At 69.8% G+C, this 17,204-nt stretch carries 17 protein-coding genes; 5 read left to right on the top strand and 12 right to left on the bottom strand.

Annotation, left to right across the window (positions count from 1 at the left end):
* Positions 1–3 precede the first annotated feature (3 nt).
* The 3 genes from mqnC to ACWD02_RS37955 all read right to left on the bottom strand — a co-directional run bounded on the left by mqnC (position 4) and on the right by ACWD02_RS37955 (position 4,986).
* On the bottom strand, positions 4–1,203 hold the full coding sequence (gene mqnC / locus ACWD02_RS37965) for a cyclic dehypoxanthinyl futalosine synthase (protein ID WP_451219901.1): 1,200 nt from the start codon (positions 1,201–1,203) through the stop codon (positions 4–6).
* Positions 1,204–1,274: 71 nt separating this feature from the next.
* Complete coding sequence (locus ACWD02_RS37960) at positions 1,275–1,994, bottom strand: prepilin peptidase (RefSeq protein WP_451219898.1); 720 nt, start codon at positions 1,992–1,994, stop codon at positions 1,275–1,277.
* A gap of 16 nt (positions 1,995–2,010) precedes the next feature.
* A complete protein-coding gene (locus tag ACWD02_RS37955; protein WP_451219895.1) occupies positions 2,011–4,986 on the bottom strand; it encodes a BTAD domain-containing putative transcriptional regulator in 2,976 nt (991 codons plus the stop codon).
* 477 nt (positions 4,987–5,463) lie between these two features.
* On the opposite strand from ACWD02_RS37955, the gene ACWD02_RS37950 reads away from it, so the two are divergent.
* The 4 genes from ACWD02_RS37950 to ACWD02_RS37935 are packed head-to-tail and all read left to right on the top strand — an operon-like array spanning position 5,464 to position 8,221.
* Entirely contained in the window at positions 5,464–6,096 is a 633-nt protein-coding gene (locus ACWD02_RS37950) for a hypothetical protein (protein WP_451219892.1), read from the top strand.
* On the top strand, positions 6,084–7,181 hold the full coding sequence (locus tag ACWD02_RS37945) for a hypothetical protein (protein WP_451219889.1): 1,098 nt from the start codon (positions 6,084–6,086) through the stop codon (positions 7,179–7,181). The genes ACWD02_RS37950 and ACWD02_RS37945 overlap by 13 nt, the downstream gene beginning before the upstream one ends.
* 47 nt (positions 7,182–7,228) lie before the next feature.
* Entirely contained in the window at positions 7,229–7,843 is a 615-nt protein-coding gene (locus ACWD02_RS37940) for a barstar family protein (protein WP_451219886.1), read from the top strand.
* Between the two features lie 33 nt (positions 7,844–7,876).
* Positions 7,877–8,221, top strand: a complete 345-nt coding sequence (locus ACWD02_RS37935; RefSeq protein ID WP_365823695.1) for a hypothetical protein — start codon at positions 7,877–7,879, stop codon at positions 8,219–8,221.
* Positions 8,222–8,511: 290 nt separating this feature from the next.
* On the opposite strand, the gene ACWD02_RS37930 is transcribed toward ACWD02_RS37935, so the two are convergent.
* The 9 genes from ACWD02_RS37930 to ACWD02_RS37890 all read right to left on the bottom strand — a co-directional run bounded on the left by ACWD02_RS37930 (position 8,512) and on the right by ACWD02_RS37890 (position 15,172).
* A complete protein-coding gene (locus tag ACWD02_RS37930; RefSeq protein WP_451219884.1) occupies positions 8,512–8,973 on the bottom strand; it encodes a pilus assembly protein TadG-related protein in 462 nt (153 codons plus the stop codon).
* The gene (locus ACWD02_RS37925) at positions 8,970–9,476 is read right to left on the bottom strand and encodes a TadE/TadG family type IV pilus assembly protein (RefSeq protein ID WP_451219881.1); all 507 of its coding nucleotides are present in this window, start codon (positions 9,474–9,476) and stop codon (positions 8,970–8,972) included. The genes ACWD02_RS37930 and ACWD02_RS37925 overlap by 4 nt, the downstream gene beginning before the upstream one ends.
* Positions 9,476–9,859: a TadE family protein gene (locus ACWD02_RS37920; protein WP_451219878.1), complete on the bottom strand. Its 384-nt coding sequence runs from the start codon at positions 9,857–9,859 to the stop codon at positions 9,476–9,478. The genes ACWD02_RS37925 and ACWD02_RS37920 overlap by 1 nt, the downstream gene beginning before the upstream one ends.
* A gap of 103 nt (positions 9,860–9,962) precedes the next feature.
* A complete protein-coding gene (locus ACWD02_RS37915) occupies positions 9,963–10,214 on the bottom strand; it encodes a hypothetical protein (RefSeq protein WP_363212777.1) in 252 nt (83 codons plus the stop codon).
* A gap of 79 nt (positions 10,215–10,293) precedes the next feature.
* The gene (locus ACWD02_RS37910) at positions 10,294–11,226 is read right to left on the bottom strand and encodes a type II secretion system F family protein (RefSeq protein WP_451219875.1); all 933 of its coding nucleotides are present in this window, start codon (positions 11,224–11,226) and stop codon (positions 10,294–10,296) included.
* Entirely contained in the window at positions 11,223–12,263 is a 1,041-nt protein-coding gene (locus ACWD02_RS37905) for a type II secretion system F family protein (RefSeq protein ID WP_451219872.1), read from the bottom strand. The genes ACWD02_RS37910 and ACWD02_RS37905 overlap by 4 nt, the downstream gene beginning before the upstream one ends.
* 7 nt (positions 12,264–12,270) lie before the next feature.
* Entirely contained in the window at positions 12,271–13,581 is a 1,311-nt protein-coding gene (locus ACWD02_RS37900) for a CpaF family protein (RefSeq protein WP_451219869.1), read from the bottom strand.
* Entirely contained in the window at positions 13,578–14,414 is an 837-nt protein-coding gene (locus ACWD02_RS37895) for a hypothetical protein (RefSeq protein WP_451219866.1), read from the bottom strand. The genes ACWD02_RS37900 and ACWD02_RS37895 overlap by 4 nt, the downstream gene beginning before the upstream one ends.
* A 17-nt stretch (positions 14,415–14,431) precedes the next feature.
* Entirely contained in the window at positions 14,432–15,172 is a 741-nt protein-coding gene (locus tag ACWD02_RS37890; RefSeq protein ID WP_451219863.1) for an RcpC/CpaB family pilus assembly protein, read from the bottom strand.
* A 1,001-nt stretch (positions 15,173–16,173) separates the two neighbouring features.
* Here ACWD02_RS37890 and ACWD02_RS37885 point away from each other — a divergent pair.
* Positions 16,174–17,046, top strand: a complete 873-nt coding sequence (locus tag ACWD02_RS37885) for a S1 family peptidase (protein WP_451219860.1) — start codon at positions 16,174–16,176, stop codon at positions 17,044–17,046.
* The last annotated feature ends 158 nt before the right edge of the window (positions 17,047–17,204 follow it).

Raw genomic sequence — 17,204 nt, 5'->3', positions numbered from 1 at the left:
GCCTCAGTTGCTGGCGAGGAGCTTCAGCTCGGGGTGAGCCGTGCCACCCTCGATCGCCGTGGACGAGATGTGCGAGGCGACGCGGTCGTCGGTCGGGTCGTTCGCCGGGTCGTCGTGCACGACGAGGTGCTCGTACGTCGTGGCGCGCTGGGCCGGGACGCGGTCCGCGGTGCGGATCATGTCGATCATGTCGCGCAGGTTGTTGCGGTGCTTGGCACCGGCGGAGGAGACGACGTTCTCCTCCAGCATCACCGAGCCGAGGTCGTCCGCGCCGTAGTGCAGGGTGAGCTGGCCCGCTTCCTTGCCGGTGGTCAGCCAGGAACCCTGGATGTGGGCCACGTTGTCGAGGAAGATCCGCGAGATCGCGATCATGCGGATGTACTCGAAGATGCTGGCCTGCGTCCGCCCCTTGAGGTGGTTGTTCTCGGGCTGGTACGTGTACGGGATGAAGGCCCGGAAGCCTCCGGTCCTGTCCTGCAGGTCGCGGATCATCCGCAGGTGCTCGATGCGCTCGGCGTTGGTCTCGCCCGTGCCCATGAGCATCGTGGACGTCGACTCGACGCCGAGGTTGTGGGCGATCTCCATGATCTCCAGCCAGCGCTCGCCGCTCTCCTTGAGCGGGGCGATGGCCTTGCGCGGGCGGGCCGGAAGCAGCTCGGCGCCGGCACCGGCGAAGGAGTCGAGACCGGCGGCGTGGATCCGCTTGATCGCTTCCTCGGCGGACACCTTCGAGATGCGGGCCATGTGCTCGACCTCGGAGGCGCCGAGGGAGTGGATGACCAGCTGCGGGAAGTTCTTCTTGATCGCCGAGAAGTGCTCTTCGTAGTACTCGACGCCGAAGTCCGGGTGGTGCCCGCCCTGGAACATGACCTGCGTGCCACCGAGCTCGACGGTCTCGGCGCAGCGCCGCAGGATGTCGTCGAGGTCGCGCGTCCAGCCCTTCTTGGTGTCCTTCGGGGCGGCGTAGAAGGCGCAGAACTTGCAGGCGGTCACACACACGTTGGTGTAGTTGATGTTCCGCTCGATGATGTACGTCGCAATGTGCTCCGTACCCGCGTACCGGCGGCGGCGGATGGCGTCGGCGGCGGCGCCCAGCGCGTGCAGCGGGGCATCGCGGTAAAGGTCGAGCGCCTCTTCGGCGCTGATCCGCCCACCTGCGGCGGCACGGTCGAGGACGGACTGAAGGTCGGCCTTCTCGGTCACCGGGGCGTCCCTTTCGTAAGGGTTCTGGACGGACTGATTCAGCGTACGCCAGGGGTTGCGGCCGCCCGACGTCAGGCGGCGTACGCCCCGGCGAGCAGCCCCAGGAACGCCCCGCCGATCAGGAAGGGCCCGAACGGGATGGCCGTCTTGCGCCCGGCGCGGCGGGCGACGACGAGCACCGTCCCGTACAGCGCGGCCAGCAGGAACCCGGCGAAGGTGCCGAGCAGCACCGCGCCCCACCCGTACCAGCCGAGGACGGCGCCCAGGCTCAGCGCCAGCTTCACGTCGCCGAAGCCCATGCCGTTCGGGCTGATGAGGAAGAGCACGAAGTACGCGGCGCCGAGCCCGAGCCCTCCGTACAGCGCGTGGATCCAGGACCCGGCGTGCTCGGGGAGCAGCGCCGCGCCCCCGAGGAGCACGAGCGCGGCCCCGGCGAGCGGCAGGGTCAGCACGTCGGGCAGCCGGTGCACCCCGAAGTCCACGACGGCGAGCAGCACCCCGAAGGGCGCGAGGAGCAGCCAGGCCCCCAGCTCGGGCCGCGGGCCCGTGGCGGCGGCGAGGGCGGCACAGACGACGGCGGTGGAGAGGGCGACCGTAAGGGCGCGCGGCCCGATGCGGGTGCCCTCCCCGCACCGCGCGAGCCCGATCCAGCCGCCGAGGGGATGCCCGTCGGGACATTCGGCACGCCAGTCCTCGTCGGGCGCCACGGAGAGCCGGTAGGCGGCACGGGGCACGAAGAGTCCGGCGGCGGCGCCCCAGAGGGCGCCGCCGAGAACGATGATCAGCAACAAGAGGGCCGACTCCCCGTCAGCTGACCGCGGTGAGGCCACTGCGCCAGGCGGGCAGCAGCTCGTCCAGCAGGGCCTCGGTCCGCGGCGGCACGCCCCGCGCCCCGCTCCGGGCAACGAGATCGGCGGCGACGGCCTGAAGCCGGGCGGGATCACCCACCGCGTGGGTGCCCCGCAGCAACTCGTTCCAGAGCCGCTCGTCCCCGGGTGCGGAATTCAGCGAGGCGTTCAGCGCCTCGATGGCCTTCTCCGCGCGCCCCTTCTCCAGGTGGAACTCGGAGAGGGCGAGCCCGATGTCGGCCACCAGCAGCGGCAGCTGCGCGTCGATGATCTCGTGCGTGAGCCACCCGTACCGCCCCTGCGGCCGGTCCGAGAGCAGCGGCCCGCGTACGAGCACCAGCGCGTCGGTGAGCATCCGCCCACGCACGGCCCGGCTGTTTGCCCCGCGCCCCTGAGTGGCCTCGTGGTACAGCGACCGCAGCACGTCCAGGTCGGAGACCACGGACTTGGCGAGCGTGAGCCGCCCGCTCCGGTCCGCCTTCAGCCGCGGCGTCCCGTCCGGCTCGGTGCCGAGCCACTCCCGCAGCCGCTCGATGAGCGCGTCCCGTACGTCCTCGGTGGCGCCGCGCGGCCACAGCGCGGAGGAGAGCACCCGCGGGTGCACGCCCTCGCGGTGCAGCAGGAGCAGCGCGAGCGCCTCGTGCATCAGCGGGCTGCGCTCGCCGTCCGGCGTGTCGAGGCCGATGATCTCGTACGTGCCGACGAGGCGTGCGTAGACCGCCGGCCGCCCCTGCTCGGTGACGTCGACGAGGAACGGCGGAGCGGCGCCCGTACGACCGGAACCGGAACCACCGCCTTCGCCCTCGCCGGGGTCGGCGTCGACGAAGAGCTCGACCACGGCACGCTGCTGGGCCTCGGGCAGCGCCTGCGCCTCAAGCTCGAGGCCGAGCAGCGGGGCGAGGAGCTTGCCCTCGGGGGTGATCTCCATCTCCCACGCGGCGCCCGGCAGGTCACCGGACTCGGTGCCGACGAGGTACCCGATGCCCAACCGGCTCGCGTCGGCGGCCAGTTCGGCGAGCTTCACGGCGTCGTCCCCTTCGGGCTCCGCGGCGAGCAGCACCAGATGCGGCGCCCAGCGGGTGTGCTGGGCGGGCCCCGTACGGCCGGTGAGGACCGAGTCGTGCCCGGCGGCACCCAGCGCGCCCCGCCGCTGCCGCGTCTCGGCCTCCATCGTCTCGATGAGCGCCTCGATGTCGTCGAGGTGCCGCAGCCGGTTGGGCGCGAGCGGCGTCAGGTCCTGCCCGAAGCCCACGAGGGTGATGGTCATGCGGTCGGACCACCCGTTGGTGGCGAGCTCGGCGGCCACGGAGGCGAAGACGGCGGCACGGTCGGCCTCGCGCCCGCTCAGCGACACGACACCGGGCACGGCTTCGAGATTGAGCAGGAGCCGCGAGTCGTCGAGCGTTCCCAGGCTGACGAGCCCCGGATAGGGAGCGGCGGTGTCCACATCCTCGTACCGCTCGGCATCGGTCCGCGCCAGCATCCAGAACGTCTGGTCCTGCCCCAACTGCCAAGGGGCGGGCGGCCGTCCGGCCGGCTGGGCGAGCTGGAGGTGCAGGTCGCCGTTGCTGAGCCAGGCCGCGTAGACGGTCGGCAGGGCCCGCGACTCCTCGGCGAGGGCGGCGGCGAGGCCCCGGAGCGACAGATCGAGCAGCCGTACGCCCTCGGGGTCGGCCCCCACGAGCAGCGCGTCCTGCACATCGGCCGCGCCCCCGGTCGGGGTCGGCGGCTCCATGCCGCGACGCCCGCCGACGGCACCCATGGCCGACTGCCACAGCGCGTGACGGCGACGGCGTCCGAGCGCGCCGAGCAGCCCGGCGGCGAGGAGCGGCGCACCGATGAGTGCCTCGGGCAGCCCGAAGGAGAACCCCTCGGATTCGCTGCCGCTGCTGACGACGGGGACTTCCTGCTTGCCCTTGCCGGCGCCTTCGGAGGGGCGCTGCTCGGGGATGGTGATGTGCGCCGTGTCGCGGTCGCCCTGCTGACCGCCGCCCTGCTCCTGGGCGCCGCCACCCTGCCGGTGCTCCCCGGACTTGGCGTAGTCGGAGATCTGCTCCTTCACGTCCTGCGAGACCTTGGGCGCCTCGTCGGGCATCTCGACGAGCTCGCCGCCGTGCGCGTCCGCGGGCATCTCCATGATCCAGCCGGGCCGGATGAGGCTGGCCTCGGACAGGCGGGACCCGTCGGGCTGCTCCCGGTCCTTGTTGAGCTGGTAGATCTCCTTGTACCGCCGCCCGTCCCCGAGGTGCCGCTCGGCGATCTCCCACATGGAGTCGTGGTGACGGCCCTCGGGCGGCTGGATCCGGTAGTACTTCGTGTCCCCGTCCTTGGCGCTGCTGCCCGCCCGGTCAGCAGCCTGCTCGGCCTGCTCGGCGACGGCACTGGCGGCGCTGCCGGCCTGCTCCTGCCCGAAGAGACCACCGGGGGTCTGCTGGGCGGAAGCGGCGGAGGCGGGCTTCTGGTTCCCCTCCAGGGACTGCCCGAACTGCGAGAGCCCCGGCGCGAAGCTGGCGGCGGTGGCGCCCACCAGGAGCAGGGCGGCGACGAGTTGACGGGCCAGGAGCTGGCTGCCGCCGGCGCCGGGAATGCGACCCGGCATCCCCACACCGGAGAGCGCGGCCTTGACCTCCACCAGCACGCAGGCGGTGAACTGGGCCCAGGCGAGCCAGACGACGACGGTCAGTACGTTGATGAACGTCCCGACCGTGATCTCCTGCTGCAACCAGTCCAGCGAGGGCGCACCGCCCGGAAGCGGCCACCCCACGGCGATCGCGAGGGCGCCAGGCACGCCGAAGACGAGCGCGGCCAACGCGACAAAGGCGAGGAACGCCTTGACGAAGTCCCCGAACGTACGTCGACGCCGGGGCAGCGGCTGCGGCGTCCGGTTCCGTGGAGCCGACGGGCCGCCTGTCGAACTTGAAGTGGTGCGCGCCATGGCGGGTGTCCTGTTGTCCTCTGAGAGGGAGCGGTTAGGGATCAGCGGCCAGCGGTCTGTGCCGCGATGGGCCGAGCGTACTGAGGCGATGGTACGGAAGGGGCCGGAGGTCAGACAGGGGCAGCGGCTCTCGAGGGGACGTAAGGGACTTCACCGACTGCCCGTTTGGGCCCGAGTTGCTCCATATATCCAACTCCCCCTGAGCGCTTCACGCCCGATCTGGCCCACTCCCGGCCCTCGCCTGCCCGCCCAGAAGGGACATTCACCACCGCGCGTCACAGTTGCGGCACGGCTTCGCTGCGCCCCCGTAGCACTTGGGGACCGTTCGCTTCCGTCATCTCACCGGCCGCGAGAACCTTCACAAGGCCCACTAATGCCGGTCACCCACGCCTGGTAGCGTCGATCGGCTCCATTCTCTGCTGCACACATGTCGCACACTGCCGAACCTGGGGGACTGCCATCGTGGCCCGTCGCACCATGCCCGTCGTTGCCACGCTGGTGGCGAGCGCAACCCTGCTGCTTACCGCTTGTGGCGGCGGGGGTGATGACTCCTCGGACAAGATCGAGGGGGCGGGGCAGGGGTCGGCCAAACCGTCGGCTTCGGCGTCGGCCGACGGCAAGGGGCCGGACCTCAGCGTCCCGAAGGACCTGAAGCTCGTCTTCGACTTCGCCAAACCGTCGGACCCGAAGCAGGCGAAGGCCGTCGACAACGCGGCCAATTACGTCCGGGCCCTCAAGCACGGCATCGTCCAGCAGGACGTGAACGACCCGGCCTACCGGTACTACTCGGGCGCGCAGGCGTCCCGATACGCGAAGACCCAGATCAAGGCGTGGATCGACGGCGGCTGGGTGCCCACCGGGACGGACCGCTACTACGAGTCCGAGGCCACCGAGCTGAGCGGCGGGAAAGCCGTACTCGTCACCTTCTGCCGCAATCAGGCCAAGTCCTTCAGCAAGGACATCAAGGGCGGCAAGATCCACTACGGCAAGGAATCCCTCGACAGCTACCAGAAGTTCAGCCTTCTGATGAGCCCGCCCAGGGGCGAGGACAAGATCTGGAAGGCCCAGAAGATCGAGGTCCAGGGGAGGGTGAAGGAATGCCGAGGATGACGAAGAGCCTTCGCGCGTGGCGGTGCCTCACGGTCGGCGCGACAGCGCTGATCCTTGGGGCTGCGGGAACCGCCCACGCCGACGACCTGCCCGGCGGCACCACCCAGCCTCCGGCCCAGGAGCCGACCGGCGACTCCGACAAGAACGGAACCCTCTCGGCCGGCGTCTCCTCGATTCAGCTCTCGTACCCCAGCGGTGGAGGTGGCGGCGGCAAGAAGGGCAACCTCGCCCCGATCGACCCCAATTGGGAGCCCCCGGCCTGCTGGTACGAGCCCGCGTTCACCTCTGCCGAGCTGAAGAAGTTCGTCGACACGGACGGCGGCGGCGATGTCGGCATCCACGAGTCCTGGTGGGGCAAGGGGCTGTGGACCGACCACTACCGTGACGGCAAACCGGCCGACAACTTCGACATGAACAAGCCGACGAACAGCTCTGCCGACGGCTACAAGGACTACAACGAGGGCAAGGACGGCCGCTTCTGGCGAGGAGTGGCACCTGACGACACCGACCCCAAGTCCTGGGACTGCGGCCGCATCATGTTCTGGGTGGACGCGGGCGAGATCCCGAACGACCCGAACGCACCGACCCCCAAGATGCTGGCCGAGTACGCCTACGACAAGGTGAAGGTCCCGGACACAAAGATCGAGCTGAAGCCGGAGGCCAAGTCGACCGTGAACCTGCCGACTTGGGCGTGGTTGGACAAGGGCGCCTTCAAGGACGTCAAGGTCCGCGCGGAGCTTCCCAACACCCCCCTCTGGGCGGAGACCACGGCCAAGCCGAAGAGCCTGCACCTCGAACCCGGCACGGCCGACGCGGAAACCTTCCCCGCGTCCGGCGAATGCGAGATCAACGAAGACGGCAGCATCGGCACGCCCTACACGAAGGGCAAGTCGAAGCAGGACCCGCCGTGCGGCATCAACTACCTCCGCGCCACGGACGGAAAGCCGTACGAGCTCAAGGCGTCGATCACCTGGGAAATCAGCTGGGAGGGCTCCGACAACGACGGCAAGCACATGCTGCCGGAGGGCACCTTCGAGACGACCCAGGACATGGACGTGCAGGAAATCCAGTCGATCAACCGCTGACCTCCCAGGGGCCTCCACGCCTCCACCAGGACCAGGACCGCAACGCCATGGACACCGGCGCCACCCTCACCCGGCGACGCGCACCATGGGTCGTCTTCGCACGGCACGGCGACCCATGGCTGGGCGCGGAGACCGCCGAGTTCCAGAAGCTGGGCGGCCGAGTGATCCGCCTGGACGGCAGGGAACTGCGGGAGCCACCGGCCCTGTTCGCCGCCTTCGCCCGGCAGCTCTCCTTCCCTGCCTGCTTCGGCCACAACTGGGACGCCCTCGTGGACTGCCTCCACGACTGGCACGGCCACGGCCACGGCCACGGCCACGGCGGCGGGACGAAGGACGTCGCGGTCCTGATCGACCACGCCGACGGCCTGTCGAAGGCCGACTTCCTCGGGCTGTTCGTCTCGGTCCTCTGCCAGGCGGCCTGGCAGGCCAACCTGCGACTGGACGCCGACGGAGTACCCGACCACGACACCCCGCCCCACACCCTGCACTTCGTCTTCGTCTGCGACACCACCCCACCCACCGCCTTCGCCGAGGCCGCTGCGAGCGGCATGGACGTAGAGGTGCAACGCGACGAGGGGCGTCTGACGGCGACATTGACCGGCGGGGACTGGCCCGAAGCCGGAAAGGCTGTCCCGGCCCCGGAACCACGGAACAGGTCATAATCGTCTTCGGAGCCGGACTGAGGGGGACACGGGATGGCAGGCAAGGGCAAGAGCGACCTCGCACTTCCGCTCAGCGATCTGGAGGACTACGGGAGCCGGTTGCGGTCCGTGAAGGACCGTATGAACCGTACGAAGAAGACCTTCGAGTCGTACAAGGACGACATCGGCGACGGCGGTGTGTACGACGCGCTCGAGGACTTCGAGTCCAACTGGGAAGACGGCCGCGAGGACATCACCCAGCAGCTGACCGCGCTCGCGGACATGTCCGACGCCGTCGTACGGGAGTTCAAGAAGCTGGACGACAAGCTGGCGAAGGACGTCTCGGAGGGCGTGAAGGAGAAGGGCGGCAAGGGGAAGGGCAAGGGAGAGGGCGACTAGCAGGGCCGGGCGTGCACCGGAACTGCCGGAACTGCAGCCCGCCGCCCACCTTTCCCGCCCCGACCGCTCCCGTATCTCCCCGAAGGGGAACAGGCGGTAAACCCCGCGTACCCGGCGGAAGTCACCGCAGGAGCGACGACCGGCGGAGTGAAAGTCGGATGAGTCCGATGACCCTCCGGGTGGACGTGGAAGCGGATGTGGACGCGGACGCGGACGGCCTCAGGCCAGCCCACTCAGCCCGCCTCAGGGCCCTCACCCCACCTCAGGGCCCGCACCCCACCTCAGGCCCCTCAACCCACCTCATTCTCCGCAACCGCACTCCCTCGCACCGTCACATCACCGCCGTAGAACAGGCCGGTGAACACCGGGCTGTACGTCAGTTGGACCTCGACCTCCACCTGGTTCGCGTTGGCCGTCACGCAGTGGGTTGCCGCGATGTCCGCGGCGGTCATGTCCGTCGAGCGGGCGTACGCCTGGGCTCGGGCGCCGCAGTTCTCGTAGTTGATGGGGGCGCCCTTGGCGCCTTCGTAGATGCCCTCGCGGTCGACGTCCTGCGCCGCGTACCGAGCCGCCTGTTCCGCGATGTCCGCGGCCCTCTCCCGCTTGGAGATGGACAGGCCGCCGTCGATGACGAAGGCCGAGAGCGAGAGGAAGACGATCGCGAAGATGATGACGGCGCCCGCGCCCGAGCCACGGTCGTCGAGGCGTTCCCGGCGGGACGAGACCCACCCGAGCACGCGAGAGGTACTCACACCGACCTCCGGTACGGGTCGAGCGAGGAGCTGAAGCTGGCCGTCAGCGTCGTCGGCACGTCGAGGCCGATCATGTCCAAGCCCCGCACCTTGCAGCTCACTTCCACCGTGAAGAAGGGGTCGACCTCGGCCTGGAAGCCGTTGCTGGTCTTGTTGACGCTGATCGGGCCCGAGCAGATGTCCGCGAGGTCCGCCTCCGCGGCCGCCTTCGCCTCCGCCATCGCCGTGCCCAGATCCTTCTGGATCGATCCCGCACGCGCCGCGTCCCGCGCCGCTCCGTCGATGGCCCCCCGGCCGTCGACGAGCTGGCCGAAGGCCACCAGGACCAAGATGAAGAGGATCATCACCGGGGCGAGGATGACCACCTCGATGGTGGAGAGGCCCCGGTCCGTCCTGAAGCCCCTGTCCGTCCCGAAGCCCCGGTCCGTCCCGAAGCCCCTGTCCGTCCCGCGGCCGAGCGCGTCGCGTCGGCGGCGCAGGGCAGCCGCCCATGCGTTCCTCATCAGCCGCCCTCCCCCTCCTCGACGAACCGCTCCACCGGCCCCGCCGACTGCGCGTGCACCGTCAGGTCGAGGCCCGGGAAGACCGAGGGAACGCTCGCGGTGATCTCCACCCCGACCGTGTTCGCCTTCGGCTCCATCGTCTTCACGTCGGGGCTGATCACCAACTGCGGGCCCAGCTGCTGGATGTAGGCGTCGACCACGTCGCGCGCGTCGCCGCGCCAGCCGCCCGGGTTCTCGTCCGCCGTCGCACGGGCCTTGCGCGCGCCCGCCTGGGCCGCGGCCTGCGCGACGTGATCCGCGAAGAAGTACAGCGCGAACTGCACCGTCGCGAAGATCATGAAGAAGAGCACCGGGGTGAGCAGCACGAACTCGATCGCGGTCATGCCGGATTCACCGCGGGCGGAGGCTGCCTCCACCCTGCGGCGTACCCATCGCTTCACGCACCCGCGCACTCGTCCCCGCCTTCGCTCCCCGTCAGCCGATCGATCAGCAGGTCTTGCCGGCGTCCGCGCCCTCGATGCAGTCCCCGACCTTGTCGGCCCCGCCCTTGAGCGCGGTGTTGATGATCGCGGCCACCACGCCGACGATCGCCACGACGACCGCCGAGATGATGACCCACTCGACCGCGGACGCGCCGCGGTCGAGCTCGCCGGAGCGGGCACGCTCGACGCGGCCCCGCAGGAAGGTGACCAGGAAGTCGACAGCCGGGATGCCGGTACTGAAGTTCCGTCCGTTCATGGTGAGTTGTCCTCTCAGGAGTGGGGGGAGACTGTCGGGCCGTCCCCGTCGGCCGGCCCGTCCTTCGCCGTAAAGATCGCTAGACCTGGAACACGCGCATCGCCGCCGGGAAGATGAGGAAGACCAGGAAGCCCGCGCAGAGGAGCAGCTGGGCGACGAGCATCGACTGGGACTTCTCGCCCGCGCTGCCCTCGATCTCGGCCATTTCGCGGTGCCGCATCGTCTCCGCGCGGGAGGCGAGCGACTCGCGCACCTTCGCTCCGTCGTCCGCCACCAGTGCGAGCGAGGCCGACAGGTCCTTGAGCTCTTCGATGCCCAGTTCCTCGCCGAGGGCACCGAGCGCCTGCCACTGGCTGATGCCGGTGATCCGGGCATCGGCCAACGCGTTCCGGATGCGTTGCGTCGCCCAGCCGTCCGAGATCTCCGCCGCCGCCATCAGGGCTTCGGGGAGTCCTCGGCCGCCCGCCAGGCTCATCGACACCAGGTCGAGATAGGCGCCGATGACGCGGCGCAGGTCGCGCCGCTTGTCGGCGGCGTCCCGGCGCACTTCGAGGTCGGGCAGGAAGAAGAAGAGAGCGCCGAACATCAGGGCCAGCCAGACCGGGATGATCGGGCTGTTGCCGACGCCCAGCGACCAGATGACGGCGAACAGGAACGGTCCGAAGAAGACACCCGCGGCCGCGAGCAGCGTCTTCGTCGCCAGGAACTTCTCCCAGCTGCGGTCGAGCACCGCCAGATCGGCCCGCAGCGAGCGCTGTTCCCAGCCCTGCTGCAGGTAGAAGTCGGCGACCCTCGCACCCACGCGGGCCCGGGCCGTACCCAGCCGGCCCGAGTCGTCCTTGCTGTCGGCGGACGCGCGATGTGATTCGTACGCCGCGCCCCTGGCCCGCATGGCGTCGATCCGCGCGACCGTGGCGACCGCACTCCGCTTGGAGGGCATCAGGGCACGTACGAGGGCATAGATGCCCAGGCCCATGATGGCGCCGATCACTATCGGCATCGTCAGGCTCATCGACGTACCCCCTCGGGATTCGCATGGCCGGTGTGGCCGGGCTGACCCGGCTGCCCGTACGGACCGGCGTGGCCCGGCAGGGGCGCCTGGTCACCTGCGCCGGGAACCGCGCCCGCACCAGCCCCCCGCGGCCGCACGAACTGCACGCCGGGCTCGTCCCGGACCAGGAAGCGGTCCGGCGTCTCCACCGTCGAGAGCTTGCGCAGCCACCAGAAGCCGAGCGCGAACAGGCCGCAGACACAGGCGAGTACGAGCTGGCCGACCGCCGTGCCGTACGGCGAGACGAAGTCGCGGTTGAAGATCGAGAGGCCCAGCACGAACGCGATCGACACCGCGACCACGATCTGCACCGAGCGCCGCGTCGACGCGCGCTGCGACATCACGCGCTGGCGCATGTCGACCTCTTCGCGCGCCGACTTGGCGAGCGCGCCGAGCACTTGGCGCAGGCCGGGACCGCGCAGCTTCGCGTTCAGGATCAGCGCCGCCACGATGATGTCGGCCGACGCGTCGTCGATCTCATCGGCCAGTATCTGAAGGGCCTCGGGAAGCGGCGTACGCGCACGCAGCCGGTCCACCAGGGCGTCCAGGTGGGGACGGAGGACGGGCGCCGCCGCCCGCGCCGAGGCCGGGATCGCCTGCTCCAGGCCGACCGCGCCCGCGATGGTGTCGCGCAGGGACTCCGTCCAGGCGGCGAGGGCCTCGACGCGGCGCATCTGCGACCGCTCCTCCGCCGCGCCGCCGAACAGCTTGTCCCAGAAGAAGACGAGGATGCCGGACGCGATGCCCGCGACCGCCCACCGGGTGAGGAGAAGCACCACCAGGCCCACGCCGATGGCGAGCGAGCCGCGTTGGCCCGCGAACCGGATGAGTTCGCTCATCCGTTGGCTGGCCTTCTGCTTCTCGTGCTCCGGTTTCACCGGCAGCCCGCGCAGCGCGAGAGCGAGGACCGCGAGGCCGCCGCCGACGGCGATGCCGCAGCCCAGTGCGTACAGGACGGGCAGCGAGAAGAGGCCGCCCATCGAGCCGAGTGAGTTCATGTCGTGCTCACCCCCATTGCCCGGCGGGGCGGTAGCCGAACGCGGCCAGGTCGTCCATGCAGGCGATCGGCGCGTGCGCGACGACCTGCCCGTTCGCGGCTTCTGCGAAGACCTCGCTGGACAGGACGCGGCCGTCGACGCCGTTGACCTCGCGGACCGAGGTCACCATGCGCTGGAGCTTGCCGCCGGTCTGGTAGTTGTTGCGCCGCTGGATGAAGACGACGAAGTTGACGGCTCCGGCCACGAGCATCTGGCTGGCCTCGATGGGCAGCCGCTCGGTGGCCTGGAGTGCGTACGTCGAGATGCGGTTGAAGACCTCACTCGAACTGTTGGCGTGGATCGTGGAGAGCGAGCCGTCGTTGCCCTGCGACATCGCGTTCAGCATCGTCACGATCTCGTCGCCGAGTACCTCACCGACGATGACGCGGGAGGGGTTCATACGGAGCGACCTGCGCACGAGTTCCGCCATCGAGATCATGCCCTGGCCCTCGGAGTTGGGCAGGCGCTCCTCGAAGGCGACGACGTTCGGGTGCAGGTCGGCGTACTGGTCGAGGCCGAGCTCAAGGGCTCGTTCGACGGTCACCAGACGCTCGTGCGGCGGGATCTCGTTGGCGAGGGCCCTCAGCAGAGTGGTCTTTCCGGCGTTCGTCGCGCCCGCGATCATGATGTTCTTGCGGGCCCTCACCGCGCACGCCATGAAGTGCGCGACCTCGGGGGTCACCGTGCCATTGCCCACCAGGTCCGACATGAAGACCTTGCCCATGCGGGCACGTCGGATGGAGAGCGCGGGGCGCCGCGTGACGTCCATGACGGCCGACAGACGTGAGCCGTCGGGGAGCCGGAGGTCGAGCTGCGGGTTCGCGGAGTCGAAGGGGCGCGAGGAGAGACCGGAGTAGGCGCCGAGGATCTGGATGAGCTCGATGAGCTCCTCGTCGGTCTCGGCGACCGGATCGGCTTTGGTCTCACGGCCGTTGGCGTATCCGACGAAGACCTGGTCGCACCCGTTGATGTCGATGTTCTCGACCTCGGGGTCGTCGAGCAGCGGCTGGAGCCGTCCTACGCCGAAGAGCGCCGCGTGCACCGCGGCCGCGTACTTCTCCTCGGTCTCGGCGTCCAGCGGGGTCCGCCCGGCGTTGATCTCTATCCGGGCGTACTCCTCCAGGATCTGGGCGATGACCGCGCGGGCGTACTGCCGCTCGTCCTCGCCCGACATGGGGGTGACGCCGGAGACCTGGTCCAGGCGGCGCTGCTCGGCGATGCGGTCACCGGCGTCCTGCCGGAACCGCTTCACGAGCTGGTGATCGACGGGAACGCTCATCGGCCGGCCCCGCGCGTGCCCGCGGTCGGGTTGGCCCATGCGGCGCCGTACTGCTGGTAGAGGTCGACGGTGACCTTGCGGGCCGAGCGGATCAGCATCGACTTGTCGAGGCGTCCGCGCTTGCGGCCCGCCAACTGCGCGGCTCCCGCCGGGTCTTCGGCGAGGGTGCCGACGACGCGGGCGCCGGTCTGCGCGGCCATCAGCATGTCGTTGACCTGGTGCACGAGCTTGGCGGACGTCGAGGGGTCGGCGATCAGGAGTACGCCGATGAGCGGAGTGGCCAGCGACGCGGCCCCGCGCGAACCGCCGTGCAGCTTGGCGGCGAGGGCCGCGGCACGGTCGCGTACGCGCGCGATGGCCTCGGGCTCGGTCCGCGAGACGAGCAGCACGAGGGCTGCCTGCGGGAAGAGTTCGACGGCCGGGGTGTCCCCACTGATGCGACCACAGTCAGCTATCACGTCGGCGGGCGCGTTCGGGGAGTCGGCGAGCTGTGAGAAGGCGCGGCCGAGCGTCGGCCAGAGCCCGGCGAGACCGGCGGCCTGTTCGGCGATTCCGAGCCCGACGAGAACCTCCAGCCCACCGCTCAACGGCTGTGTGTGATCCCAGAGTTGGTCAGGAACAAGCCCACGACGGGCGGTGGCCGCGATGCTGAGCATCCCGGTGTTGGGGTTGAGCGGGCCGCCGTGCGCGGCGGCACTGCGGTAGACCAGGTCGCCACCGGCGGGGTCGGTCTCCGCGACGAGCACGCGGCGCGGCCAGACGGCTGCGAGCGCGACGGCTGCGGTGGTGACTCCGGGAGAACCCTTGTCCGCGGCGAGAGCAATGAGCGCCATGTCTCTTCTACTCGCCTCTAGTTGCCGTTGGGAGACACTTGGACGAGCGAGACGGCACCGGCGGACGCGGCCCTGGTCACGGCGGCGGCGTCGGCGCTGTCCACCAGGAGCGTGATGCCGAGGGCACCGGTGCTCACGGTGGCGTCGCTCTTGTCCGCGACGGAGCTGACACGGGCGGCCGAGACGATCGGCGAGTCACTCGCGCTCGATCCGGCGGAGCCGCCGGTGCTCTTGTCGCCGGAGCTTCCTCCGGAAGCGTCGTCGCCGACCTGGTAGACGTCCACGCTGTCGCCGGCCTTCAGGCCGTCCGCGGGGTACTGCCCCTCCTTGAGGGAGACACCGACGGCCGACTTGCCCGCGGGCAGGCCGCTCTTGCTGGAGAACATCTCGCCGACGGCGACGGCGCCCTTGGGGATCGTGTTGGTGGCCTTGAGCTTCGCCAGCTTGTCGACCTGGGACCACTTGACGTAGTTGACGCCCGAGTCCTCGGCGACCATCACGGACGTGACGTTCTTGTCGCGCACGACGGACTCCCCCGCGGGGATCTCCGCCGTCACCTTGACGACCTCGATCCGGTCCCCCGCGCGCAGCACGAGGACGGTGGCGCCGAGGGCGCCGACGAGGATGAGCAGAACGGCCAGGGCGGCGAGTGCCGGTTTGCGCTCGCGAGGCGGCGCGGGAAGGCGCTCACCGACCGCTTGCTGAACCGGCGCGGCGGAACGGCTGTTGCCCGCCCCCGTACGCTCTTGGATCTTCACGCAACTGCTCCCCGCACGCCCAAGAAGATTCGGTCATTTTCAGACACTCGCGACTCTCTTCGCCCGCCTCGGGCGGGCTATTCAGCCCCAGGCACAGTGTCAAGTCATCGCACCGTATCAGCAGCACATAAGCCCCTCAAGGCGCGTTAAGACTGCTGCGGCCCGTCCCCCTCATCGTTATCCACGCGCAATCCGTACTCCATGGTTCCCACGCATTCCGGGTTCGCGGGCGGAGAGGAGGATGTGCGTACGCGAATATCGATTGTTTGCGCAACGGGCGGTGGTGGGCGCGGTGATGAGGAACACCACGGACTGTGCGACCGATGGGGAGCTGATCCATCAGCCGCACGGATGACGCGTGGAGGGGCGGGAGTGGTTCCCGGGGGTCTTGGTTGGCTGGACTTCGGCCATGTGTCGGGACTTCGGCCATGTCCTGGACTTCGGCCACGTGCCTGGACTTCGGCCATGTGTGACGCACCGCTGGGGTGCTGCGGGGTTCAGCTCCTCTGCTGCCGCAGCTGGTCTTCGACGTAGGTGAGGGAGGCCCGCAAGCTCGGGGCCAGGACTTCGACCGGCACGGGGGACGGGGGCGCCGAGTGGTACGTCTGCCCGTCAACTCGGCCTGGGGGCAGGTGATACACGGTCACGCCGTCGGTCCGACTGAGCGCGAAGAGCGCTCCTCCGCGATTTCAAGGCGCTCAGGTTCCCGTTCCTCCGACCCTCTTGCGATGGCGATCGAGTTGCAGCCGGGCGGATACCCGAACCGGGCCTCGAACTCCGCCTCAGTCGGCTCAGTCGGCCCAGGCGGCACAGGCGGCTCAGGCAGCTCAGACGGCGCGGCCGTCCCCTCTTCTCTCGACAAGCCCGGCCCCCGATGAACCCCCACCCGCGATCACCCGTCTCACGTGCAGAACAACCAAGAACTCCTGCTCTGCGCAACACGGAAGAGAAATTCAACCCCCATGAGACTTTCCTTTCACTCAGTTTCCAAGAAGCGTCGGATGAAGTCCGCGTCCACCTCCGCCTCCACCTCAGCGGCCGCGGCCGCGGCCACGGCGGGCGCGGCACTGGCCCTGATCGCCACGGCAACGCCGGCGCACGCGATCATCGGCGGCACCGAGGTATCCAACGACGCGTACCCCTTCATGGCGGCCGTCATGGACAAGGGGTCCGGCAGCGCACTCGACCGCCAATTCTGCGGCGGCAGCCTCGTGACGGCGGACACGATCATGACGGCGGCACACTGCCTGGTGAACGACGCGGGCAAGCCCCTGAAGCCGAAGAAGCTCCAGGTAGCAGTGGGCCGCACGGTCCTCTCCAAGTCCGGCCAGGGCCAGATACGCAACGTCGCCAAGGACGGCGTGGTCGTACACCCGCGCTACCTCAAGGGCCAGGAGGCGTACGACGTGGCGTTCATCCAGCTCAGCAAGCCGGTGCGCGGGATCTCCCCGATCGCCCTCCCCACCCAGGGCACGGACGCCCTGATCCGCCCGGGCCAGAAGGCGACGGTCGCGGGCTGGGGCAACACGGACACGGAACTCCCCAACACCCCGGACCGCCTGCGCGAGGTAAAGGTCCCGATCCTCTCCCACGCGGAATGCGGCACGAGCTACGCCGAGTACAACTCAAAGGTCAACTTCTGCGCGGGAGTCGAGACCAAGGACTCCTGCCAGGGCGACAGCGGCGGCCCCATCTTCCGCAACGTCCCCGGCCGCAGGGCCCCCATTCAGGTGGGCGTCGTGTCGTACGGAGACGGATGCGGGGCACAGGGAGCCCCGGGCGTCTACACGTCGGTGAGCTCGTCGAAGCTGTGGAAGACGCTGGATGAGTCGGCTGCGGGGAAGAAGGTGAAGCGGGGGATGAACCGCCGCTAGAGCCGGCTGCGGGCTCGGCCCGGCGGCGCTGCCGTCGGGCCGAGCTCCGACTCACCAGCCCCTACGTCGGCTGCCGCCCGCCGCCACCGGTGAGCGCGATGTCTGTGGTCGTGAAGTCTTCGCCGCTGTCGTAGCGCACGAGAAGCGCGAAGCCGCCA

The organism is Streptomyces sp. NPDC002853 (assembly GCF_053591915.1).
The sequence above is the reverse complement of the archived record's forward strand: the minus strand, read 5'-3'. Positions and strand labels throughout refer to the sequence as shown.